This is a genomic window from Bradyrhizobium sp. (genome assembly GCF_049512235.1).
GTDB lineage: Bacteria > Pseudomonadota > Alphaproteobacteria > Rhizobiales > Xanthobacteraceae > Bradyrhizobium.
This window is the reverse complement of record NZ_JBEKXH010000029.1, coordinates 1-20,858: the sequence shown is the minus strand read 5'-3', so window position 1 is coordinate 20,858 and position 20,858 is coordinate 1. Positions and strand designations below refer to the sequence as shown.

The following is a 20,858-nucleotide window of genomic DNA, read 5'->3' as shown; positions in this document are numbered from 1 at the left end:
TGCGCCTCGATTCTTTGCCATCTCGGGGCGGGCGGCGCGGGACTCGATCCCGAGGTCCGGGATGCCTGCGCGGCGCTCAGAGACGCCTGAGCGCGGGCCTCAGCTGCGTCGCCCCGACCAGATCGCGGAAAACCCGGCGCACCTCGCTCTGGGTCTCCTTGACGCGCGCCTCGAGCGATGAGAAATCCGGTGCGTCGCCGGCCCGCGCCAACACCCGCAACAGATCATCTCCCGCCGTGCCCGGATTGAATCTTTCGCTGACGCAGAGCCGCAGAATTTGGGTGAGGTCATGATAGAGCCGCGCCGCCGGGCGCAGGATCTCCGCGGCCGGTTGCGACAGCACGCCGAGCCGGGCTGCATTGTCCAGCACGTGCAGCGTCGAGACGTCGAGGATGTCGGGCGTGGCGGCGGCGTGAACGAGCTGGAGGTATTGTGCAATGAAATCGATATCAACCATGCCGCCCGCGGCATATTTCAGGTCCCAGACGTCTTTTTCGCCCTTTTCCAGCGCAATGGCCCGGCGCATCTCCGCTACATCATTGGCGACGCTGGCTGCGTCGCGCGGCCGTGTCAGCACCTCGCGGATGATTTTTCCGATTCGGTCAGCGAATTCCGGCGACGCCGAAATCACCCGCGCGCGGGTCAGCGCCATATGCTCCCAGGTCCAGGCCTCCCGATCCTGGTATTCGGCGAAGGATTTGAAGTGCGACGCCATTGGGCCGGCCCGGCCGGACGGGCGCAGCCGCATGTCAATCTCGTAGAGCACACCATAATTTGTCCGCGTCGTAAACGCGCTGATCAGCCGCTGGGTGAAGCGCGCAAAATAATGCGCGCCATGCAACGAACGCGCGCCGTCGGAATCCGGGTGCGCGGCATCGAAATCATAGAGCAGGATCAGATCGAGATCGGAGGAGGCCGTCATTTCGCGGCTGCCAAGTCTGCCCATCGCAAGGACGGCGGTCTCCTGCCCCTTGATGCGGCCGTGCTGAGCCGCGAACCGATCGGTTACCAGCCCGTGCACGGTATGGACGATGCCCTCGGCGACATCGGCGAATGCGATGCTGGCTTGTTGTGCCGAGACCGTGCCGGACAGGATCCGGGCGCCGATCAGGAACAGGCTTTCCTGGCCGAACAACCGCAATCGATCGAGAAACTCTTCGTAGGAAATCGCCTCCGCAAGCGTCGCCGCCAGCCGCGTGGATAATTCGCGCCGGTCCGGCATCGCACCGAAGAAGCGCGGATCGATCAATCCGTCCATGATCTGCGGCTGCCGCGCCAGCGTGTCGCCGAGCCGCGGAGCGGCGCCGAGGATGAGCGCTACCAATGCGACGAGGTCGCGGTTCTGGCTGAGCAGCGAAATCAGCCGCCAGCCGCGCTGCAGCGCCTGCAGGAAGCGGTCGAAGGCCGTCACCGCGCTGTCCGGCTCCTCGGCGCGCGCCAGGCCGTCGATCAGCGCCGGCACAAACTCGACGAAGGCGTCTCGCGTCGCCCCCATCCTGAGCGCGCGGTAGTCGCCGGCGATCCATTGCCGCACTGTCTGCGCCACCATGATCGGCTTCTTGAAGCCGAGCCAGGCCAGGTGTTCGAGCAGGCGCGGATCCTCCGGACCGGCGCTGTAATCCACATCCGGCAGTTTCGCGGTCCCGGTCGGATCACCTTCGAACAGTTTCGCGTAATGCCCCTGCACAACCTTGAGATGACCGAGTAAATCGCCGGCGAAAGCCGCGCGGCTGTCGTATCCGAAAAAGCAGGCGAAGCGCTCCATCGCCTCGACATCGTCCGGCAGGCTATGGGTCTGCTCGTCCGCCACCATCTGCAACCGATGTTCGACCCGCCGCAGGAACTGATAGGCCGCGGTCAGTTCGTCGCGGGCTCGGAACGTGATCCAGTTGCTCGATGCCAGCACATCGAGCGCTTCGAGCGTCGGCCGCACCCGCAATTCGGGATGCCGGCCGCCGGCGATCAATTGCTGGGTTTGCGCAAAAAATTCGATTTCGCGGATACCTCCTCGCCCGATCTTGACATTGTGACCTTCAACCGCGATCTCGGTTTGCCCGCGATAGGTCTGCATCTGCCGCTTCATTTCATGTACGTCGGCGAGCGCCGCGAAATCCAGATGCTTGCGCCAGACAAAGGGCGCGATTTCCGCGATCAGCGCCTCGCCAGCCCTGAGGTCGCCGGCGCATGGCCGGGCCTTGATCATGGCTGCGCGTTCCCAGGTCCGCCCTTCCCGTTCGTAGTAATACAGTGCCGATTCGGTCGAAATGGCCACCTGTGTCGAAGCCGGATCCGGCCGCAGCCGCAGGTCGACGCGGAACACGTAGCCGTCGCCGGTGCGCTGCTGCAGAAGCCGGGCGAGGGCCTGCGTGACGCGGACGAAAAACGGATGCGGCTCGATACCTGGCGCCAGCGTGGGCGCCCTCTGGTCAAAGAATACGATCAGATCGATATCACTGGAAAAATTCAGCTCGCCTGCGCCCATCTTGCCCATCGCGAGCACGATCAGGCCGCTATCTTGCTCAGGGTAATCGGGATGGGGCGGCGACAGCCGGCCTCGCGCGGCTTCGTGGCGCAGGACATGACGCAGCGCCGCCTGCACCGCGGCAACCGCCAGTTCGGTCAGCGCCGCCGTCACCCGCATCACCGGCCAGACGCCGCCGATGTCGCAGAGCGCAATCAAGAGCGCGGCCTCCGATTTCATGCGGCGGAGCATTTCCATCGCATCGGCTTCGCTCGATGCTGCCGAAACGTCGCGGCAAGTGCTTTCGATCAGCTCTGCCAGATGCCGTTCCGGTTCGCAACTCAGCATCCGGATCGCGCGCGCCCCGCTGGCGCGAACCAGATCGAACAGATAGGGCGAGGCTTCAGCGAGGCCCGAAATAATGGCTTTCGCGCGGGGAAATCGGGCAAAAATATCGCCGATCGCAGCCGCCTGCTCCGCGGCGAGATCGGTCACCCAGTCTGTCAGTCGCTGCTCGGCTTTTTCGCGAGCGGAGACGTGCGGTCCGTCCACGAACCGCGCGGCCAGACGATGTCGGTCCGCGTCGCCGTCAGCGGATGAATTCATGCCACCTTCTGTGGCACAGCAAGCGTTTGAGCCGCAAGCCTGTCGCTGACGCCCACCCGCGCCGGTATTGCCAATATCGCCGATAGCCCGGGGTGAGCATCGGCGAGCCGGAGTTCACCGCCATGCAGCGTCGCCACCGCCGACGCCAGACTTAATCCAAGCCCCGAGCCGGGCTGGGTACGGCTCGCCTCAAGCCGCACAAATCGCTCCACCGCATGTTTGCGGTCGGCCTCCGGGATCCCCGGCCCGTGATCGGTGACGCTGAACAGGACCTGGTCACCGTCGCGCCTTGCCTCGATCACGATATCCCTGCTGTCGGCCGTGGCGACGGCATCGGCGCTCAACGATTGCGGCGCCGGCACCGGTTTGCCATACTTGATCGCATTCTCGACCAGGTTGGCCAGCGCCTGGCTGATCAATTCGCGATTGCCGTGGAGTGGCGCGGACACCGTTTTGACCTGCAGGGTCATGCCGTCGTCTTCCGCGAGCGGCTCGTATAGCTCATGAATACCGTTGGCAACGTCGGCGGCGTCGAAGTCATCCATGTCACCGCTCGCCTGCCCGGATTCGGCGCGCGCAATCATCAACAGGGCGTTGAAGGTCCGGATCAAGCCGTCGGATTCCTCGATGGTCCGTTCCAGCGCGCTACGGTACTCCGCCTCGCTGGCGGATTTCGCCAGCGCCTCTTCGGCACGATTGCGCAATCGGGTCAGCGGCGTCTTGAGATCGTGGGCGATATTGTCGGACACTTCCTTCAACCCCATCATCAGGGCCTCGATCCGCTCCAGCATGGCATTGAGATTCTCGGCCAGACGGTCGAGTTCGTCGCCGCTTCGCCCGACCGGCAACCGCCCGCTCAAATCGCCCGACATGATGCGTTGGGTGGTGCCGGTCATGGCATCGATACGCCGCAACACACGCCGCGCAACAAATATGCCGCCGCCAAGGCCCAGCACCACGACGATCAACACCGACCATTGCGCGGCCTTGGCGATGATGCCGAACATCCGCCGGCGCTCCTCCAGATCGCGCCCGATCAACAGACGGAAGCCGCCGCTGAGCTCGCTGACGTGCACGAGCGCGCGATGGTATGCGTTGTCCTGCTCGTCGAGCCGCCGATAGGCGGTTTCGGACCAGCCCGTGGTCGCCATCACGCCCGGCGCCAGCGAGCCGACATTGCCGGCGATGGCCTGCCCCGCCGGCGTGGTCACGAGGTAGAGATTGGCGCCGGGACGCAACGCGCGGTTCTCGATGTTGAAAACCAAGCCGCGCAGTCCCCGGCGTCCAAAGATGTCGGATAACTCGCCGGTTTCCGCGTCCACCGTAGAGGCAATCTGCTCGGTGATCAGCCGCCGCGTATTCCAGGCGAAATAGCCCAGCAGCGACGCGGCAAACAGCGCAAACAAAAAAAGATAGACCAGCGTCAGGCGGAACGCCGTAGTTCGGATCAGCTTACCGAATGCCGTCACGGATCATGTATCCCGCGCCGCGAATCGTATGAAGAAGCGGCCGCTCAAAACCCTTGTCGATCTTGGAGCGCAGCCGCGAAATATGCACGTCGATGACATTTGTCTGCGGATCGAAATGATAGTCCCAGACATTTTCCAGTAGCATCGTTCGCGTCACCACCTGGCCAGCGTGCTTCATCAGATATTCCAAAAGCCGGAACTCGCGCGGCTGCAGGGTCAGTTCATCCTTGCCGCGGGCGACCCGATGCGAGAGGCGATCGAGTTCCAGATCGCCGACGCGATAGGTGGTTTCCTCGGCGGGGCCGCCACGGCGACGCGACAATACCTCAACCCGGGCCAGCAGTTCGGCAAATGAATAAGGCTTCGGCAGGTAATCGTCGCCGCCGGCGCGCAGCCCCTTGATGCGGTCGTCGACTTGGCCGAGTGCTGAAAGAATCAATACTGGCGTGCCATTGCCCTTCTCGCGCAGCGCGCCGATCAGCGACAGGCCGTCGCGTTTCGGCAGCATCCGGTCGATCACCAACACGTCATAATCGCCCGATTCGGCGATCACCAGCCCTTCCTCGCCATCGCTGGCAAGGTCGGCGACGTAGCCAACTTCGCGGAACGCCTTGACCAGATAGTCGGCGGATTCGCGGTCGTCTTCAATGATCAAGAGGCGCATTTGCGGATCAGTTGCGATCAAGTGGGCCTGCCTTCTCTCACCATGGCGCGGTCGGCATAAGCATGCAAGGCGAACGGTCGCCTCTGCCTCAAGCAAAGAAAGCGGGCGGTGAGGCTGGGGGGACCTCACCGCCCTTTCAACCTTCCGACGGAGGGGGGCGTATTCCGCCGAAAGGAACCTGAGGGAGCGGGCTTTTGACCCGCCCCCCGGAAAGAGCCGTCGGCGGGGGCGACTGTGCCGGCGACACCCTCCATCTCGTAAGGCGCTCAGCCCTTTGCCAGAGGCACCGCGACGAATTGCGTCAGGCTGCCGCGCTTAACGCGCATCAGCACACTGTTCTTGTTGTCAGAGGCTGCGGCTTTGATTGCTTCACGCACGTCACCGGCATTGGCGACGCTCTTTCCCGCGACCTCGAGGATCACATCGCCTTCCTTGAAGCGTTCCGCGGCGACGCTCTTCGGATCAACCTCGGTCACCACAACACCGTCCTTGCTGCCGGCGCCGGCGACGCTGTTGGCGGGCGCGAGCGTCAGGCCGAGCTTCGGCACTTCGGTGCCGCGGGCGGCGCCGCCTTTATCGCTGTCATCGTCGCTGTCGGCCTTGGCTTCCTGCAGAGCCGGCAGCTGACCAAGCGTGAGGTTGATGACCTTGTCCTGGCCCTTATGCAGCACGTTGAGCTTGACCGAATTGCCGGGCGCGATGCCGCCAATGGTGCGGGCCAGTTCGCGGGCATCCTTGACGGTTTCGCCATTGACCGCCGTGATCACGTCGCCTGACTCAATGCCGGCCTTGGCTGCCGGACCGTTGGCCTGGGGTTCGGCAACGAGCGCGCCCTCCGCCTTCTTCAGCCCGAGGCTGTCGGCAATATCAGGCGTCACGGGTTGAATCTGGACGCCGATCCAACCGCGGCTGACCGAACCCCTGTCCTTGAGCTGCGCAACTACGTTCTTGACGGTCGAGGCCGGGATCGAAAATGCGATGCCTACGCTGCCGCCCGACGGCGAATAGATTGCGGTATTGACGCCCATCACCTCGCCTTCGGTGTTAAAGGCCGGACCACCGGAATTACCCTTATTCACGGGCGCATCGATCTGGATAAAATCGTCGTACGGACCGTTACCGATATCGCGTCCGCTGGCCGAGACGATGCCGGCGGTAACCGTGCCGCCGAGGCCAAAGGGATTGCCGACCGCGAGCACCCAGTCGCCGATTCTGGGCTTGCCGTCGGAAAGCTTGGCGAAGGGGAAGTTCGAACCGCCCTCGACCTTGATCAGCGCCAGATCGGTACGCGCGTCGGTGCCAATCACCTTCGCCTTGTAGATCTTGCCGTCGTCAGTCGTGACTTCAACCTTGTCAGCGCCGTCAACGACGTGATTGTTGGTGACTGCAAAGCCATCGGCGGAAATAAAGAAGCCGGAGCCTTGGCCAGTCACCGCGCCCCGTCCGCGGGGCATGCCGCGCAGGCCCGGCGGCAAACCGTCCGGTCCGCCGAAGCGTCGGAAGAAACGCTCCATCGGCGAGCCCGGCTGGAACGGCGTGTCGTCATTGTCGCCGCTTTCATCCTTGGCGACCTTCTGGTTAATGTTGACCTTGACCGAAATCACCGACGGTTTCACGCGCTCCACGATATCGGCAAAGCCGACGGGCTTTGCCACCTGACGGACATCATTGTTGACCTGTGCATGCGCGGCGCTGCTGAAGATGTCCACCGGACCATGCGAAGGCCCAAAGCCGAAAACCGCGACCCCGAGGCCGGCAACGACCGAGGCCATCAGCGCGAACTTGCGCGCGGAGAACACCGAACGTCGGGGCGCGCGGTACGATGGAAGGGACGAAAGATCGGTCGGGCGTTCGTTCATGCATTGATCTCCAGGGCCTGTATCGGTGATGCCAGGGCAAGCACCTGACAACGCTCAAGATGGGGATTTCCGCCTTACAGCGCGCTGGCGAGGGAATTAAACTTTTGTAATGAAAGGGCTGGCGAATGCGGCAGTTTATCGCAGGCCCGACCGAGGGTTCGCCTGGCTGAAGCGGGTGCCTATCGCGCTTTGTCCGCAGGCACATCGGTCGCGGTCAAGGCCGCCAGCCGAGCTTCCTCGTCCGGAGTGAGGGGGGTGACAGCCCCCGCTCCCGCCCCGGTAGCCAGGGCACGCCGCCGGCTCTGCCTCCACAGCGCCAAACCGCCTCCTGCCAACACCAGCGGCGGCACTAGCCAGAGCAACAAGGTGCGGGGTTCGAATCGCGGCTTCAGGAGCACGAATTCGCCATAGCGCGCGACCAGAAAGTCGATCACCTCAGCGTCGGTGTCGCCGGCCGCGAGCCGCTCGCGGACCAACAGCCGTAAATCGCGCGCCAAAGGTGCTTCGGAATCATCGATCGACTGGTTTTGGCACACCATGCAGCGCAGTTCGCGCGACAGACCGCGCGCCCGGGCTTCCTTCACAGGATCAGGCATGATCTCGTCAGGCTGCACGGCACGGGCGGCCGAAGCAGCAAAGGCCACCATCCCCACGGCGAACGAAATCGCGATCAGCTTCCGCACTATGTCTTTTCCCTCATCCCCAAGAAGCATCCGAAGCACGCGGCTCGATGATCGTATCGCAAAAAGTTTCATCCTCGAGACGCCCGCGGACTTTAGCACCGGCGGTGCGACCGCGCGACCTATGGGCGGAGTGGGGATAGAGATTACTCCGCCGCCTGCAGTCCACGCGCAGCCTTCGCCGGCTTCGGCGCACCGACGCGCAGCCGGCGGTCGGACAGCGACAACATGCCGCCGAAGGCCATCAGCACGGGGCCGAACCAGATTAGCAGCACCATCGGCTTGTAATAGATCCGCACCGCGATCGCGCCGTCGGCGGCGGTGTCGCCAAGCGAGATATAGAGCTGGCTCGCGCCGCGCGACAGCAACGCGGCTTCGGTGGTCGACGATCCGCGCACCGGGTAGTTGCGCTTTGATGGTGTCATGACGTTGAGCAGCTGACCGTCGAGCCTGACGGTGAAGCGCGCCATCATCTCGCTGAAATTCGGCCCTTGCCTCCGTGTCACGTCGTCCAGCGTGAGTTCGTAGCCGGCGACCTTGGCGACGTCTTCGGGCTTCATCGATCCGATGTATTCGCTGTTCCACGTGGTCTCGCAGACGATGCCGATCAGGGCGATGCCGACGCCCGCATGCGCGAACATCGTTCCCCAGCTCGAACGCGGCAATCCGCGCGCGCGACTGATCGCACTTGCAAAGGGCAGCCGTAACAAGCCGGTGCGCTCGAAGAAGTCGCTTACCGCCCCGGCGATAACAAAGACAGCGAGCCCGATCGCGAGCGGTGCAAGCGTGCCGCCGCCGTGCGTCCAGGCCCACGTCAGCGCGATGGCGAACAACGCCGCCACGCCGGCCGCGGTCAGGCGTTGCGCGGCGCCGAGCAGGTCGCCGCGCTTCCACGCCAGCAACGGTCCGAACGGCACCGCGATCATCAAAGCAAGAAACAGCGGGCCGAAGGTGAGATTGAAAAATGGCGCGCCGACCGAAATCTTGGCGCCAGTCAGCACTTCCAGCGCCATCGGATACAGCGTTCCGAAAAACACCGTCGCGCAGGCCGTGGTCAGAAGCAGGTTGTTCAGGACCAGCGCGCCCTCGCGCGAGATCGGCGCGAACAGGCCGCCCTGCTTCAGCGCCGAAGCGCGTAAGGCAAAGAGCGAAAGACTGCCGCCGATGAAGATACAGAGGATCAAGAGAATGAATACGCCGCGCGTCGGATCAGTCGCGAACGCATGCACCGACGTCAGTACGCCCGAGCGCACCAGGAAGGTACCGAGCAATGACAGCGAGAAAGTCAGGATCGAAAGCAGGATGGTCCAGACCTTGAGCGCGTTGCGTTTCTCCATCACGACCGCGGAATGCAACAGCGCGGTGCCGGCGAGCCACGGCATCAGCGAGGCGTTCTCAACCGGGTCCCAGAACCACCAGCCGCCCCAGCCGAGCTCGTAATAGGCCCAGTAGGAGCCCATCGCGATGCCGAGCGTGAGGAATATCCACGCCACCAGCGTCCAGGGCCGCACCCAACGAGCCCATGCGGCGTCGATCCGGCCTTCGATCAAGGCGGCGACGGCAAAGGAAAATGAAATGGAGAATCCGACATAGCCAAGATAGAGCATCGGCGGATGCACAGCGAGGCCGATGTCCTGCAGCACCGGATTGAGGTCGCGACCTTCGATCGGCGGATCGGCGATGCGCAGGAACGGGTTCGAGGTGATCAGGATGAAAAGATAGAACGCGCTGGCGATCCAAGCCTGCACCGCCAGTACATGGGCGCGCAGCGACAATGGCAGATTATTGCCGAATGCCGCGACCATGCCGCCGAACAGGGCCAGGATCAAAACCCACAGCAGCATCGACCCTTCATGATTACCCCATACGCCGGTGATCTTGTAGATCAACGGTTTCAGCGAATGCGAGTTCTCGTACACATTGACCACGGAAAAATCCGAAGTCACGTGCAGGGTGACGAGCGCGGTGAACGAAAAGGCCACGAACAGCAATTGGGCAAGCGCGGCGGAGCGCGCAACATTCATCAGAGCGGGATCGCGCCAGCGCGCGCCAAGTATAGGCACGGTGGACTGGACCAAGGCCAGAGCCAATGCGAGCACCAGCGCGTAATGTCCGGCTTCCGCGGTCATTGCGAAACTCCTTGCCCGGCCTGTACCGCGCGCACCGCGCCCTGCGTCGCCGCGCGATCATCGGGCTTCTTGCCGTAATCGTCTTTCCAGTGCCCCTGTTTCTTGAGCGCGTCCGCGACCTCCTTGGGCATGTAGGTCTCGTCGTGCTTGGCGAGCACGGTGTCGGCCTTGAACACGCCGGAGGTGTCGAGCGCGCCTTCGGCGACCACGCCTTGACCTTCGCGAAACAGATCCGGGAGGATTCCCGTGTAGGAAACCGGCAACTCGGCGCTACCGTCGACGACCTCAAAGCTGACCGCAAGGTTGTCGCCGTGCACCAATGACCCCGTCCGTACCAGGCCGCCGAGCCTGAATCGTTTACCTGCCGGAATATGATTTTCCATCACCATGGCCGGTGTCGAGAAGAATACAATCGAATCGCGCAAAGCGTTCAAGACTAGCGCTGCAGCCACCGCGAGCACCGCAAGCGATCCGCCAATGATTGTCAACCGTCGCTGTCTACGCGTCATGGCAGCCTCTCATCCTTCGCACGATGTGATCCGAAACCGCTCCACACATTTCGGCATCATCGGCGCCAATCCTTCGCATGATGTCATCCGGACGTCGCTTCACGCTTTCCGGCATCATGCCTATCCATCGAGCCCGAGATTTTTCAGACCCTCATTCAGTTGCCGCAGCCTCTCCGCGTCCCTGGCAACGGCCTGACGGGCGTCAGTGCGCGCGCCGATGGCCTTGTCCCGGTCTCCCATTACCATATAGGCCCTGACCAGCCGCAGCCATCCCTCGACGTCGTCGCCGTTTTGCTTCAATCGACTGGCGAGGCGGTCCACCATGCCACGGATCATTGCGCCGCGGTCGGACTCATTCATATCTTTCGCGGCCGATATCTGATCCTCCGAGGGCCCGCGGGGGGTGGCCCCCCCTATTCTGGCCAGTGCCGCTTGCACCAGTGGACGCCAAGGTGCGTCCGCTGGCGCCGTTGCAAGCATCGACCGCCAGATCGACGCCGCCTCGGCGGGGCGGCCGTCCTGCTGGGCGGCAAGCCCAAGGAAGTAGTTTGCCTTGGCCTCGCCCTTGTCCAAGGCAACGGCGCGCTCGAATTCTGCCTTGGCCTCTGATGTGACGACGCCTCCCGCGGCGGCAGCGATGGCTTCACCCAGATCGGCGCGGCGCTCGGAACTTTCGCCGTTATAGGTTATCGAATTATGAAAGGCCCGGACCGCATCGTCATAGCGGCCGAGTCTTGCCAGCACCGGCGCAAGCACGGTCCAGCCACGACCATCGGTCGGATGTTTTTCAAGGTGTTGCTCGACCTGCGCCACCAGATTGTCGAGCGGCTGGTTGGCATCGGGGGCGCGGGCGCGCTGCGCCAGCGGAAAATCGCCGAGCCGCGGCGAGCCGAGCGGAAGATAAAGCGCAATCGCCACAACCGGCAATCCGACTATCGCCGTGATCGCCGCCGAGCGGCGTATTCTGGTGTTCGATGCCAGGGGCGGATCGCGTGGGCTTTCCGCGGCGGCCAGCAGACGGCGACTGATTTCGATGCGGGCGGCCTCCGCTTCGGGTGCTGCGATCAACCCCGTGGAAGTGTCGCGATCGATTTCAGCGAGTTGATCCACATAGACCGAAGCCTCGCTGCCGCTACGGTGTGGCCAGCTGGTGCGGCCGAGCGGCCAGAGCACGGCGAAAATCGCCGCGGCCGTCATCAGCGCGAACAAAAACCACAATGTCATCAAGCAGGTTCCGGCTAAATGGCGCCCCACGAGCACGCCGATATGCCGCTTTACACCACCCGTACCAAGCCGGGCAATTGACAAATGTCAATTGGCCATGGCCGCGACAAGAACCTGATCGCCCCGAGAGATACCGCGCCAGCGGACCTCAACCACCACGCCCTCGGATTGACGGAATCCGGCATGGACCAGGCCACCGCAGCGGGATCGTCTGATCCCGGCATCGCGCAGCACGGGGCGGCTAACCCGCGCGCGAAGACTTGCGTTCGCCGGTAAGCGCATTTTCAGCGGCTCGGCTCATCAGCGACGCATAGTCGGGGCCAAACAATACTTCACAGAAGCGGATGGCGGCCGCGACCTGCATCTGTCGGTAGCGGCGCGTCTTGTTATCGCCGCTGCGCAGCGATTGCACCAGCGCCTCAGTGGATTGCTCGACATTTTGCTGCAGGTCCGAATAGGTCCGCAACGTGACCTCGTTGATGGCGAGTTCGCTGGCATAGGTCCGGCACACCGCGACGAAATCGATCAATGCGGCGGTCTCTTCGACTTCAGTGGGATCGACGCTGGCGCCGGCCGGGATATCCTTGTCCGGACGCTGACGCAGCAGGCGCCGCACGCGGCCGGGTACGCTGTCGATTTCCGATTGCAGGGCGTCGGAAATATCGGCCCGGACCGCCGCCAGTTGCCTGCCCCACGCTGAATCGTTGCGGATATCCAGTTCGGTCCGCAAGCCGCGCACGCCATCGTGAAGGTTCTTGAGATGCTCGGCGACGTTTTCGAAATGGCCGCGCTTGATATCTGCTCGCAGGCTGGCCGCCAGGATCGACAGATCATGCAGCGTCATACTGACCGCGACACCGTAGGAAGTAGCTGCAACGCGGATTTCATCGTCAGACCCGGCCACCTTGAGGGCCAGGCGGATGATTTGCCACGGTGCGGTCAGCCGCTGCATCACCAGCGATAGCGCGAACGGCAACAGCTGCGGCGTTTGCAGAGAGGCAACCGCGAGCGAGTTGCTCACGGCCGCGATCTGTGAATCCGCGAAAATCCGCAAATAGCTTGGAAGCCGGGCATTGAGGGTGTCCAGCACTTCGCGAGCCCGCAAAACTGAACCGATCGGCAGCAGGTCCTCGATCACCTCGGGTGGCCCGACGCGGGCCAGCGCGCGCTGCTTGTCGCCGTCGGAGCCAGGTGCGGCGATCCTGAAGATCGCATCTGCCGCGGCTAGTTGCAGCTTGCGGACCGCGAGTTCGAGTTCAGAGGTGGCGCCGGTTTCGCGCATGCGCCCCAGCGCGGCCTGGAACTCGCGCGTCAGTTCGGGAGCGCCATCGCGGATCAGCCAGTTCCACACCGGCAGCAGCGACGAGCGGCGAACCTGCCCCGGCCGCACCGGAAGTTTGCCATCGATGAGAAAGGGCTCCAGCGGACGAAATAGCAACCGCGCCGCGTTTTCGGAGCGCGGCATGGCCTCTTCGTCGGTTCCGCGCACGAGTTTGCGCAGCTGTTCGAGCACGAGGCTCGCGACCGTGGTGTCTTGGCCGCGCTCAATGGCGCGCTCGAACTCCCGCATCAGCATCGCCTGCGACTGCGGCGGAAGCTGCCCGAGATAATCCCTCAGCCGCTCGATCGATGTCTGGCTCATCCGCCCGGTATGCACATTGGTGTCACACGGACGGCAAAACGCGTCCGCTGGTCATCATGATACATGCCTCAGCGTTAAGAAGCCCTTTAGCAACGCCAAAATCGGCGGGGCTGGAACCGGTCGCCGCTCCGGGTGGCGGGGCTTTATACTCCTGGCAGCACCAGCTCCGCCCGCAAGCCCCCGATCGGCGCGTTGCCGAGCACAAGGTTACCGCCATACAAGGCCGCAAGATCGATAACGATCGACAGCCCCAGCCCCGAACCCGGCTTGGACTCGTCCAGCCTCTGGCCACGACGCGAGACCTGGGCGCGCTCGGCCGCCGACAGCCCGCGCCCGTCGTCGTCGACGATGATTCGCAGCATTGGTCCGGCCCCGGGCTCGAGCGGCGGGTCAGCCATTACCTCAATGAACACCCGCGACCCCGCCCATTTGCAGGCATTGTCGACAAGGTTGCCGGCCATCTCCTCCAGGTCCTGCCGCTCGCCGCGAAACTTCGCCCGCGGGTCGGCGTTGACGGTGATGGCGATGCCGCGACTGCGATGGATCTTTTCCATGGTCCTGCGCAGTGCCTCGATCGCAGGCGCGACCTCAGTGACCGTACCGACGATGGTGGGACGCGCGGCGATACGGGCGCGCTCCAGGTGGTGCGCGAGCTGGTCGCGCATCACATCGGCTTGCTCCAGAACCTTCACCGCGAACGGGTCGGCGGCATGCGCGGCAGCCTCGTTGACGATGACCGACAGCGGCGTCTTGATGGCGTGCGCGAGATTACCGACATGGGTGCGCGCGCGCTCGACGATTTCGCGGTTGGCCTCGATCAGCGCGTTGGTCTCGCGCGCCAGCGGCGCGATCTCGACCGGAAATTCGCCCTCGAGCCGCTCGGCGCGACCCGAGCGAATATCGGCGATCGCATCCGAAATGCGCTTCAGTGGCGCAAGCCCGAAGCGGACCTGGAAAATCGTGGTCAGCACCAGCACGACCGAAAGCGCCGCAAAAGTTCCGATGAGATAATAATCAAAGCTGCGCGTTTCGTCGAAAATCTCGGTGGCGTCGCCGGCCACACTGACCAGAAATTTGCCGTCGGCGCCGAGATCGACCGGCCGCTCCACCATCCGCAAGCGCTGGCCCTCGGGACCGTCGACATAGCCGAGCCGAATGCCGGCCGCGGTCAGATCGGCGCCCTGATCTTCGAGCTTCGGCAGCTTCTTGTCCCACAACGAGCGCGAGGCGCGCACATCGGCCTTTTCGGAGTCGGTGCGGGTGATCTGCCAATACCAGCCGGACAAAGGCAGTTCGAACAGCGGCTCGCCCAACGACTGGAACTGGTGGTCAGGCGGCTCGTCGGGGGTTGCGACTTCCGCGATCAGGGTACGGAGATAGAGGTTGAGACGGCGGTCGAAGGCGCGCTCGGTTGCGTCGCGATAGACCGACGACAGCACGATACCGGTGATGGCCAGGATCACCACGACCCAAGCGGTCGCCGACAGGAACAGCCTTGTGGCGAGCGAACTGCCGCGCATCACCGCGTGATCCCGAAACGCATGATCCCGAAGCGAAGGTCCTGGGCCCACGACCGGTGGGAAGGAGGCCGGTTTTCGCACAATGTCATGCTCGAACAAAAGCGTAAGGCCGGTACGTGATCAACGATTTGACAAGGTACCAGGCGATGGCGGTGTCAGCAGGTAACCTAGTCCCCGGACGGTCTGGATGATGTCGACATCCAGCTTCTTGCGGATGCGGCCGACGAAAACTTCGATGGTATTGGAGTCGCGGTCGAAGTCCTGATCGTAGAGATGCTCGACCAGTTCGGTGCGCGACACCACGCGGCCGGTATGGTGCATGAGATAAGCCAACAGCCGGTACTCATGCGACGTCATCTTGATTGGATTGCCGGACACGCTGACCCGGCCGGTGCGGGTATCGAGCGAGACCGGCCCGCAGGTCAGCTCAGACTGGGCGTGGCCGGTAGAGCGACGCAGCAGCGCGCGAATCCGGGCCAGGACCTCCTCGAGATGAAAGGGCTTGGCGACGTAGTCGTCGGCGCCGGCATCGAATCCCTGTACCTTGTCGCTCCAGCGGTCGCGCGCGGTGAGGATCAAAACCGGCATCGCACGCCCATTGCGGCGCCACGCCTCCAGCACCGAAATGCCGTCCATCTTCGGCAGGCCGATGTCGAGAACGACCGCGTCGTACGGCTCGTTCTCACCCAGGAAATGCCCCTCCTCGCCGTCAAAGGCGCGGTCGACCACGTAGCCGGCATCGGTCAGCGCCGTCGTGAGCTGACGGTTGAGATCGGGATCGTCTTCAACAACGAGCAGGCGCACGCTGGTCTCCGAATGTGAACTACACGATATCTGCGATCAAGTTGAGCGGAACTGGCGTGAACGGCCTATGAACACGGCCACCCCCGCAAGGTTACTTTTTCTTAACAACCACTTTTTGCCGCGGCTCATGGTCCTTGCTGTCGGGCGCGACTGATACTCTTGCCGTGCCTGGCCCACCGGCGAAACGCCTAACATGCTCCATCGGCGGCCCAAGCGGTCCTGAGCAACGCCGGCGCGCCTAGCGTCCGGCCGGCGATCCCTTGACCACAATAAAATCCACCGGACCGCCCGGTCTGTCATCATCGAACACCCCGATCGTCAGCCGCCTGGTCCGCCAGGCAAGCGTGTCCAGGTTGGTGAGGCCTTCGAACAACAGCGGGCCGTCAGGGCAATTATCGTGGCCATGAACGACATGAAGCTTTCCGAAGCCATCCGAAAGTCCACGGCTGGGTGCTGCGGCGCGCAGGTTGAAAACGACCGGGGGCGCAAGCTGCCAGATCAAGACAGTCCCCCGCTGGCTATATCGGCTTATGGTCCTCAAACCTGTCCAATGTCGCGGCCTTCAGGAACTTGAAATGGGCGATCGTCATGGCAAGTTCCTGCAGGCGCCGTTGTCCGTTGGCAATCTCGATGCCGAACAGGTCTTGCTGGTGGCTGTCGAGCGGTTCGCGTTCCAGATATTCGTCGGTGCCATTTCCCAGCGTCACGGCGGCGCGCGCCAGTACATCCTCGACCCGGCGGCTGAGGCCAGCTTGCTCGTGCTCCGCGGCATCCAGCTGGTTTGCGACGGCTTCCAAAATGGCGCTCACCCGCAACCGGTCAGTTTCAGCGTCCCGATCGGCCGAACGCGCCTCAAAAACCTGATCCCCAAGGTGGGTCTTGAGATAGTGCGCAGGAGCCCGCAAAAAACGCTGAAGCATCTGGTTATGCCCGGTCCAAAGCCGCGGCCATGAGGCGCGGTACGGTATTAGAACACTCTATCTTGGTTAACAATCCTTGAACCGAACCGCAACTGATCTATTCAGGTTCCAAGATCTGCCCATCACCGGTTCCGCGCATCAGGCACGAAAGAACGCGAACCAGAGCACGCCGAGGATCAGCACCGCCAGCCCGGTTGAGACTGTGAGCAGGGCGAGCACTGACGGCCCGGGCTCGGCCTGCCGTGCTTCGGTCGGGGTTTTGATGATCTGATCGTCCCGTCTCGTTGCCATGGTGACCTCGACAAATTGCTGTCGCGCAGAGAGTTTGCCGCTCTGGCGATATCAGATGTGAAAAGCAACGCGCGATCCCGGACCATGTTCCGGGCATTTGGCCCCCCGCGTCTTCAGGCCGGCTCAGCGGCAAAAAGGGGCGCTGACAGCTTGGCTTGCTCCGCAGCGGCACCAGCCACGGTTAACGCCATTTTGGAGAATCCTGGAGCCGCTTGCTTGAAAGCCGGCTCACTGGTGCTATCCTTGATCTTGCAACCGTTGCGTCCCGGAGTATCCCATGGCCCCCCGCGCCAACTGGAAGGGCTTTTTGCGCCTTTCGCTTGTGACCTGCCCGGTCGCCCTCTATCCGGCGACCTCGGACACCGAAAAGGTCAGCTTCAACCAGATCAACCGCAAGACCGGCCATCGCATCAAATATGCCAAGGTCGATGCCGATACCGGCGAGGAAGTCGCCTCCGAAGATATCGTCAAGGGCTACAAGGTCGATACCGACACCTACATCGAGGTTTCGAAGCAGGAACTCGACGACATCGCGCTGGAGTCGACGCACACCATCGAGATCGACGAGTTCGTACCCAAGACGGATATCGACAGCCGCTATCTGATCCGCCCCTATTATCTCGTGCCCGACGGCAAGGTCGGCCATGACGCCTTTGCGGTGATCCGCGAAACCATCCGCAGCATGAACAAGGTGGCAATCGGCCGCGTGGTACTGACCAACCGCGAACACATCATCGCGCTGGATCCACTCGGCAAGGGGCTGATGGGGACGCTGTTGCGTTACCCCTACGAGGTGCGCAGTGAGCAGGAATATTTCGGCGACATCCAGGACGTGAAAATCACCAAGGACATGCTGGATCTCGCCAGGCACATCGTCGAGAAGAAATCCGGCGCTTTCCAACCCGACAGGTTCGAGGATCACTACGAATCCGCCCTGATCGATCTCATCAACAAGAAGCGCAGCGGCGTTGACCTGACCGCGAAGGCCGCGCCCAAAACCGGTGGCAACGTCATCAATCTGATGGACGCCCTGAAGCGCAGCCTCGCCAACGAGCGGGAGGCTCCGCCTCCCGCCAAGACGAAAGCCAAGAAGCCGCGCAAGGCCGCTGCCGGCCAGCGCGAGATGCTGCTGCCGATCAGCGGCAAGCGCGCCAAGGAAGAACCTGCGGCGCAAGAGCCGAAGCAAGAACCGAAGAAAGCCGAGAAGGCAGTGCGCGGGGCCGCCCGATCGAAGAAAGCGGGATAGTGCGACGACACTCGTGGCGGCGTATCATGACCTCAGGCCGTTGCCGCATGGACTCGCGACCAGCGCAACTGCCGTCCTGAAATGCCGTGGTCAGCGCCGTTCGATGAACCGATACCCTTGCGCGGCGGCGGCAGCCTGACGACACTGCAAGGCGCCGCCGATCATATCATGAAATTGCCGGCCAACGTGCAGCAGCAGGAACGCTGGCAGATCGCGGTCGAGAACCTGATCAAGGCCGCGGAGATCGGCGGCGGCTGGCTGATGTTCGCGCGGATCGGAGTGATGCGAGCGCTGAAAGGGGATCGACAAGGCTGTTGAGCGCGGCGATCCGGCCTCATTTCAGCGACGAGTTCACCGAGGTAAATTTGGTGTTGAGGCTGGTGCCGATGCTGTTGACGGCGGTGATGATCACGATGCTTATTCCGGCCGCAAGCAGGCAATATTCGATGGCGGTCGCGCCGGATTGATCGCGCAGGAACCTCGAAAGCAGTTGCAGCATCTAAAACTCCTGTCGACGCGGCGCGGTCGGTTTGCCGCGCCGAGGCCAGATCGTATCTAGGTTTGAATTGGTTTTCAAAGCGTTGCCATATATGCTGAAACGGCCGTTAAAGTATCCGATGCGCCGGATGAAAACGCCAACAAGCAGCATCTGCGGACATCGGATAGGCCGCCCGCCAGGACGACGGAAGCGCGATGCAAAACAGGATAGCAGAGCTCCCCCAAAAGGCTGGCGCGGACGCTTTACCGGGCGGCGCTTTCCTGTTCCAACTATCCCTGCCAGGCCGGGTCCAACATCGGCCAGTTCCAGGGAGGCATCGGCATGAAACTCGGCACCGCCATTGCGGAAATCATGAAGCGCGAGGGGATTGAGATCCTTTGCGGCTATCCGGTCAATCACCTCATTGAATATGCCGCCAATGCCGATATCCGTCCGGTCATGGTACGGCAGGAGCGCATCGGCCTGCACATGGCGGACGCGATCTCCCGGGTCACCTCCGGGCGCACCATCGGCGCTTTCTGCATGCAGCACGGCCCCGGCGCCGAAAACGCCATGGGCGGCGTGGCGCAGTGCTATGGCGAATCCGTGCCGGTGCTGGTGCTGCCGATGGGATATGCGCGGCGGCTTGCCAACATCGAACCGAACTTCAATTCCAGCCATGCGATGCGCGCTTTTGCGAAGTCGGCCGAGCCGATCAATATCGCCTCCGAAGTCGGCAACATCTTTCGCCGCGCCTTCACAAAACTGAAAAACGGCCGCGGCGGTCCCGTCATCGTGGAGATTCCGGCCGACATGTGGAGCGAAGAAGTGCCGGAGCCGCTGAACTATACGCCGGTGCTACGCACCCGCTACGGCGCCGACCCGGAGCATGTCAGGGAAGCGGCGGCGTACCTGATCGGCGCCAAACGGCCAGTGATCTATGCCGGCCAGGGCGTGCATTACGCGCAAGCCTGGCCGCAACTGAGGCGGCTGGCCGAGCGGCTCGCCATCCCCGTCACCACCAGCCTCGGCGGCAAATCGTCGTTTCCGGAAACGCACCCGCTTTCGCTCGGCTCGGGCGGCCTTGCCATGCCCCGCGCGGTAACGGAATTTCTCGGCGAGGCCGACCTGATTTTCGGCATCGGCTGCTCGTTCACCGAAACCTCGTTCGGCGTCGCCATGCCCAAGGGCAAGACCATCATCCATTCGACGCTGGACCCGGCCCATCTCAACAAGGACGTCGAGGCCAGGATCGGATTGATCGGCGATGCCGGGCTGGTGCTCGATGCGCTGCTCGAAGAGATCGGCAAGGGCGTCGCCAGGGATCGCGACGCCTCGGCCGTCGCCGCCAAAATCGCCGCGTCGCATCAGCAGTGGCTGGCGAAATGGCTGCCGAAATTGACCAGCAACGACGCGCCATTGAATCCCTATCGCGTGCTGTGGGACCTGCAGCACAGCGTCGACATCAGCAATACCATCATCACCCATGATGCCGGCAGCCCGCGCGACCAGCTCTCGCCGTTCTGGAAGCCGGTCGAACCGTTATCCTATATTGGCTGGGGCAAGACCACCCAGCTCGGATACGGCCTGGGTCTTGCGATGGGCGCCAAACTGGCAAAACCCGAAAAGCTCTGCATCAATGTCTGGGGCGATGCCGCCATTGGCTTTACCGGCATGGATTTCGAGACCGCGGTGCGCGAACGCATCCCGATCATGTCTGTTCTGTTGAATAATTTCAGCATGGCGATCGAATTGAAGGTGATGCCGATCTCCACCGAAAAATACCGCTCCACCGACATCTCGGGCGACTATGCCGCGATGGCGCGGGCCTTCGGCGGCTACGGCGAGCGGGTGACCCGACCGGCCGACCGGATGACATCATCCCCGCCATCAGGCGCGGCATCGCGAAAACCAGGGACGGCATCCCGGTACTGCTGGAATTCATCACCTCCAAGGAGACCGAGGTTGCAAGAGCGGGGATTTGAACGGCAACCTGCCCTGGGGAAGAGATCGCGTTTCCCGAGGTCCCGAGGGTGTTGCTATTTACCCTGTTTGGCTAGCTTTAAGCGGGTTTGTCGTGCAGGGGCAAAATTGGTGGCGAGTACGTCGACAGACCCGCCGGAACCATCCCGAAAAGCAGGGGTATCCAGACGATCGGGAAAGTTGTGTCTCCGAAAGACCGCTACTTTGCTCCTGTTAAGCCCTGTTAATACAGGGGCGGAAACAGGGGCAGGTTCCTGTGTTAGATTCGTAGGGTGGGCAAAAGGCGCTCTTCGCGCCGTTGCCCACCACCTGTTGCTTGAAATGATTCTTAAGTTGGTGGGCACGCCATCGGTTCGCGCATTCGCGCGACCCG

Annotated in this window: 17 protein-coding genes and 1 pseudogene; 3 read left to right on the top strand and 15 right to left on the bottom strand. The window is 62.9% G+C overall.

From position 1 onward, the window contains the following. Positions 1-76 precede the first annotated feature (76 nt). The 14 genes from ABSG20_RS04675 to ABSG20_RS04610 all read right to left on the bottom strand — a co-directional run bounded on the left by ABSG20_RS04675 (position 77) and on the right by ABSG20_RS04610 (position 16,778). Positions 77-3,067, bottom strand: a complete 2,991-nt coding sequence (locus tag ABSG20_RS04675; RefSeq protein ID WP_423863322.1) for a bifunctional [glutamine synthetase] adenylyltransferase/[glutamine synthetase]-adenylyl-L-tyrosine phosphorylase — start codon at positions 3,065-3,067, stop codon at positions 77-79. Then, on the bottom strand, positions 3,064-4,536 hold the full coding sequence (locus tag ABSG20_RS04670) for an ATP-binding protein (protein WP_423863321.1): 1,473 nt from the start codon (positions 4,534-4,536) through the stop codon (positions 3,064-3,066). Before ABSG20_RS04670 ends, ABSG20_RS04675 begins: the two co-directional genes overlap by 4 nt. Continuing rightward, entirely contained in the window at positions 4,520-5,200 is a 681-nt protein-coding gene (locus ABSG20_RS04665) for a winged helix-turn-helix domain-containing protein (RefSeq protein ID WP_423863320.1), read from the bottom strand. Before ABSG20_RS04665 ends, ABSG20_RS04670 begins: the two co-directional genes overlap by 17 nt. Before the next feature lie 266 nt (positions 5,201-5,466). After that, complete coding sequence (locus tag ABSG20_RS04660) at positions 5,467-7,059, bottom strand: Do family serine endopeptidase (protein WP_423863319.1); 1,593 nt, start codon at positions 7,057-7,059, stop codon at positions 5,467-5,469. Between the two features lie 179 nt (positions 7,060-7,238). Beyond that, positions 7,239-7,742 (bottom strand): cytochrome c-type biogenesis protein, encoded by a 504-nt coding sequence (locus ABSG20_RS04655; protein ID WP_423863318.1) that lies wholly within the window; start codon positions 7,740-7,742, stop codon positions 7,239-7,241. A gap of 143 nt (positions 7,743-7,885) precedes the next feature. Continuing rightward, on the bottom strand, positions 7,886-9,868 hold the full coding sequence (locus tag ABSG20_RS04650) for a heme lyase CcmF/NrfE family subunit (RefSeq protein WP_423863317.1): 1,983 nt from the start codon (positions 9,866-9,868) through the stop codon (positions 7,886-7,888). Then, entirely contained in the window at positions 9,865-10,377 is a 513-nt protein-coding gene (ccmE, locus tag ABSG20_RS04645; protein ID WP_423863316.1) for a cytochrome c maturation protein CcmE, read from the bottom strand. The genes ABSG20_RS04650 and ccmE overlap by 4 nt, the downstream gene beginning before the upstream one ends. A gap of 120 nt (positions 10,378-10,497) precedes the next feature. Further along, complete coding sequence (gene ccmI / locus ABSG20_RS04640) at positions 10,498-11,601, bottom strand: c-type cytochrome biogenesis protein CcmI (protein ID WP_423863315.1); 1,104 nt, start codon at positions 11,599-11,601, stop codon at positions 10,498-10,500. 241 nt (positions 11,602-11,842) lie between these two features. Continuing rightward, positions 11,843-13,243, bottom strand: coding sequence for a hypothetical protein (locus ABSG20_RS04635; RefSeq protein WP_423863314.1), 1,401 nt, complete (start codon positions 13,241-13,243; stop codon positions 11,843-11,845). 143 nt (positions 13,244-13,386) lie between these two features. Beyond that, complete coding sequence (locus ABSG20_RS04630) at positions 13,387-14,763, bottom strand: sensor histidine kinase (RefSeq protein ID WP_423863313.1); 1,377 nt, start codon at positions 14,761-14,763, stop codon at positions 13,387-13,389. A gap of 120 nt (positions 14,764-14,883) precedes the next feature. Further along, on the bottom strand, positions 14,884-15,567 hold the full coding sequence (locus ABSG20_RS04625) for a response regulator transcription factor (protein WP_423863312.1): 684 nt from the start codon (positions 15,565-15,567) through the stop codon (positions 14,884-14,886). 238 nt (positions 15,568-15,805) lie between these two features. Continuing rightward, a complete protein-coding gene (locus ABSG20_RS04620) occupies positions 15,806-16,069 on the bottom strand; it encodes a hypothetical protein (RefSeq protein ID WP_423863311.1) in 264 nt (87 codons plus the stop codon). 16 nt (positions 16,070-16,085) lie between these two features. Next, complete coding sequence (locus ABSG20_RS04615) at positions 16,086-16,487, bottom strand: hypothetical protein (protein WP_423863310.1); 402 nt, start codon at positions 16,485-16,487, stop codon at positions 16,086-16,088. A gap of 138 nt (positions 16,488-16,625) precedes the next feature. Continuing rightward, positions 16,626-16,778: a hypothetical protein gene (locus ABSG20_RS04610; protein ID WP_423863309.1), complete on the bottom strand. Its 153-nt coding sequence runs from the start codon at positions 16,776-16,778 to the stop codon at positions 16,626-16,628. A gap of 277 nt (positions 16,779-17,055) precedes the next feature. Here ABSG20_RS04610 and ku point away from each other — a divergent pair, with 277 nt between their 5' ends. Both ku and ABSG20_RS04600 read left to right on the top strand, forming a co-directional pair. Continuing rightward, positions 17,056-18,024, top strand: a complete 969-nt coding sequence (ku, locus tag ABSG20_RS04605) for a non-homologous end joining protein Ku (RefSeq protein WP_423863308.1) — start codon at positions 17,056-17,058, stop codon at positions 18,022-18,024. A gap of 81 nt (positions 18,025-18,105) precedes the next feature. Continuing rightward, positions 18,106-18,342, top strand: a complete 237-nt coding sequence (locus ABSG20_RS04600) for a hypothetical protein (protein ID WP_423863307.1) — start codon at positions 18,106-18,108, stop codon at positions 18,340-18,342. A gap of 16 nt (positions 18,343-18,358) precedes the next feature. Here the strand turns inward: ABSG20_RS04600 and ABSG20_RS04595 are convergent, their stop codons facing one another. Then, complete coding sequence (locus tag ABSG20_RS04595; protein WP_423863306.1) at positions 18,359-18,523, bottom strand: Flp family type IVb pilin; 165 nt, start codon at positions 18,521-18,523, stop codon at positions 18,359-18,361. A 321-nt stretch (positions 18,524-18,844) separates the two neighbouring features. On the opposite strand from ABSG20_RS04595, the pseudogene ABSG20_RS04590 reads away from it, so the two are divergent. Beyond that, positions 18,845-20,487 (top strand): annotated as a pseudogene (locus tag ABSG20_RS04590) (thiamine pyrophosphate-requiring protein). Positions 20,488-20,858 lie beyond the last annotated feature (371 nt).

Coding starts and splice junctions, on each gene's coding strand:
- ABSG20_RS04675 (WP_423863322.1), bottom strand. CDS start 3,067: ATGAATTCATCCGCTGACGGCGACGCGGACCGACATCGTCTGGCCGCG.
- ABSG20_RS04665 (WP_423863320.1), bottom strand. CDS start 5,200: ATGCGCCTCTTGATCATTGAAGACGACCGCGAATCCGCCGACTATCTG.
- ABSG20_RS04660 (WP_423863319.1), bottom strand. CDS start 7,059: ATGAACGAACGCCCGACCGATCTTTCGTCCCTTCCATCGTACCGCGCG.
- ABSG20_RS04650 (WP_423863317.1), bottom strand. CDS start 9,868: ATGACCGCGGAAGCCGGACATTACGCGCTGGTGCTCGCATTGGCTCTG.
- ccmE (WP_423863316.1), bottom strand. CDS start 10,377: ATGACGCGTAGACAGCGACGGTTGACAATCATTGGCGGATCGCTTGCG.
- ccmI (WP_423863315.1), bottom strand. CDS start 11,601: ATGACATTGTGGTTTTTGTTCGCGCTGATGACGGCCGCGGCGATTTTC.
- ABSG20_RS04635 (WP_423863314.1), bottom strand. CDS start 13,243: ATGAGCCAGACATCGATCGAGCGGCTGAGGGATTATCTCGGGCAGCTT.
- ABSG20_RS04630 (WP_423863313.1), bottom strand. CDS start 14,763: ATGCGCGGCAGTTCGCTCGCCACAAGGCTGTTCCTGTCGGCGACCGCT.
- ABSG20_RS04615 (WP_423863310.1), bottom strand. CDS start 16,487: ATGCTTCAGCGTTTTTTGCGGGCTCCTGCGCACTATCTCAAGACCCAC.
- ABSG20_RS04610 (WP_423863309.1), bottom strand. CDS start 16,778: ATGGCAACGAGACGGGACGATCAGATCATCAAAACCCCGACCGAAGCA.
- ku (WP_423863308.1), top strand. CDS start 17,056: ATGGCCCCCCGCGCCAACTGGAAGGGCTTTTTGCGCCTTTCGCTTGTG.
- ABSG20_RS04600 (WP_423863307.1), top strand. CDS start 18,106: ATGCCGTGGTCAGCGCCGTTCGATGAACCGATACCCTTGCGCGGCGGC.
- ABSG20_RS04595 (WP_423863306.1), bottom strand. CDS start 18,523: ATGCTGCAACTGCTTTCGAGGTTCCTGCGCGATCAATCCGGCGCGACC.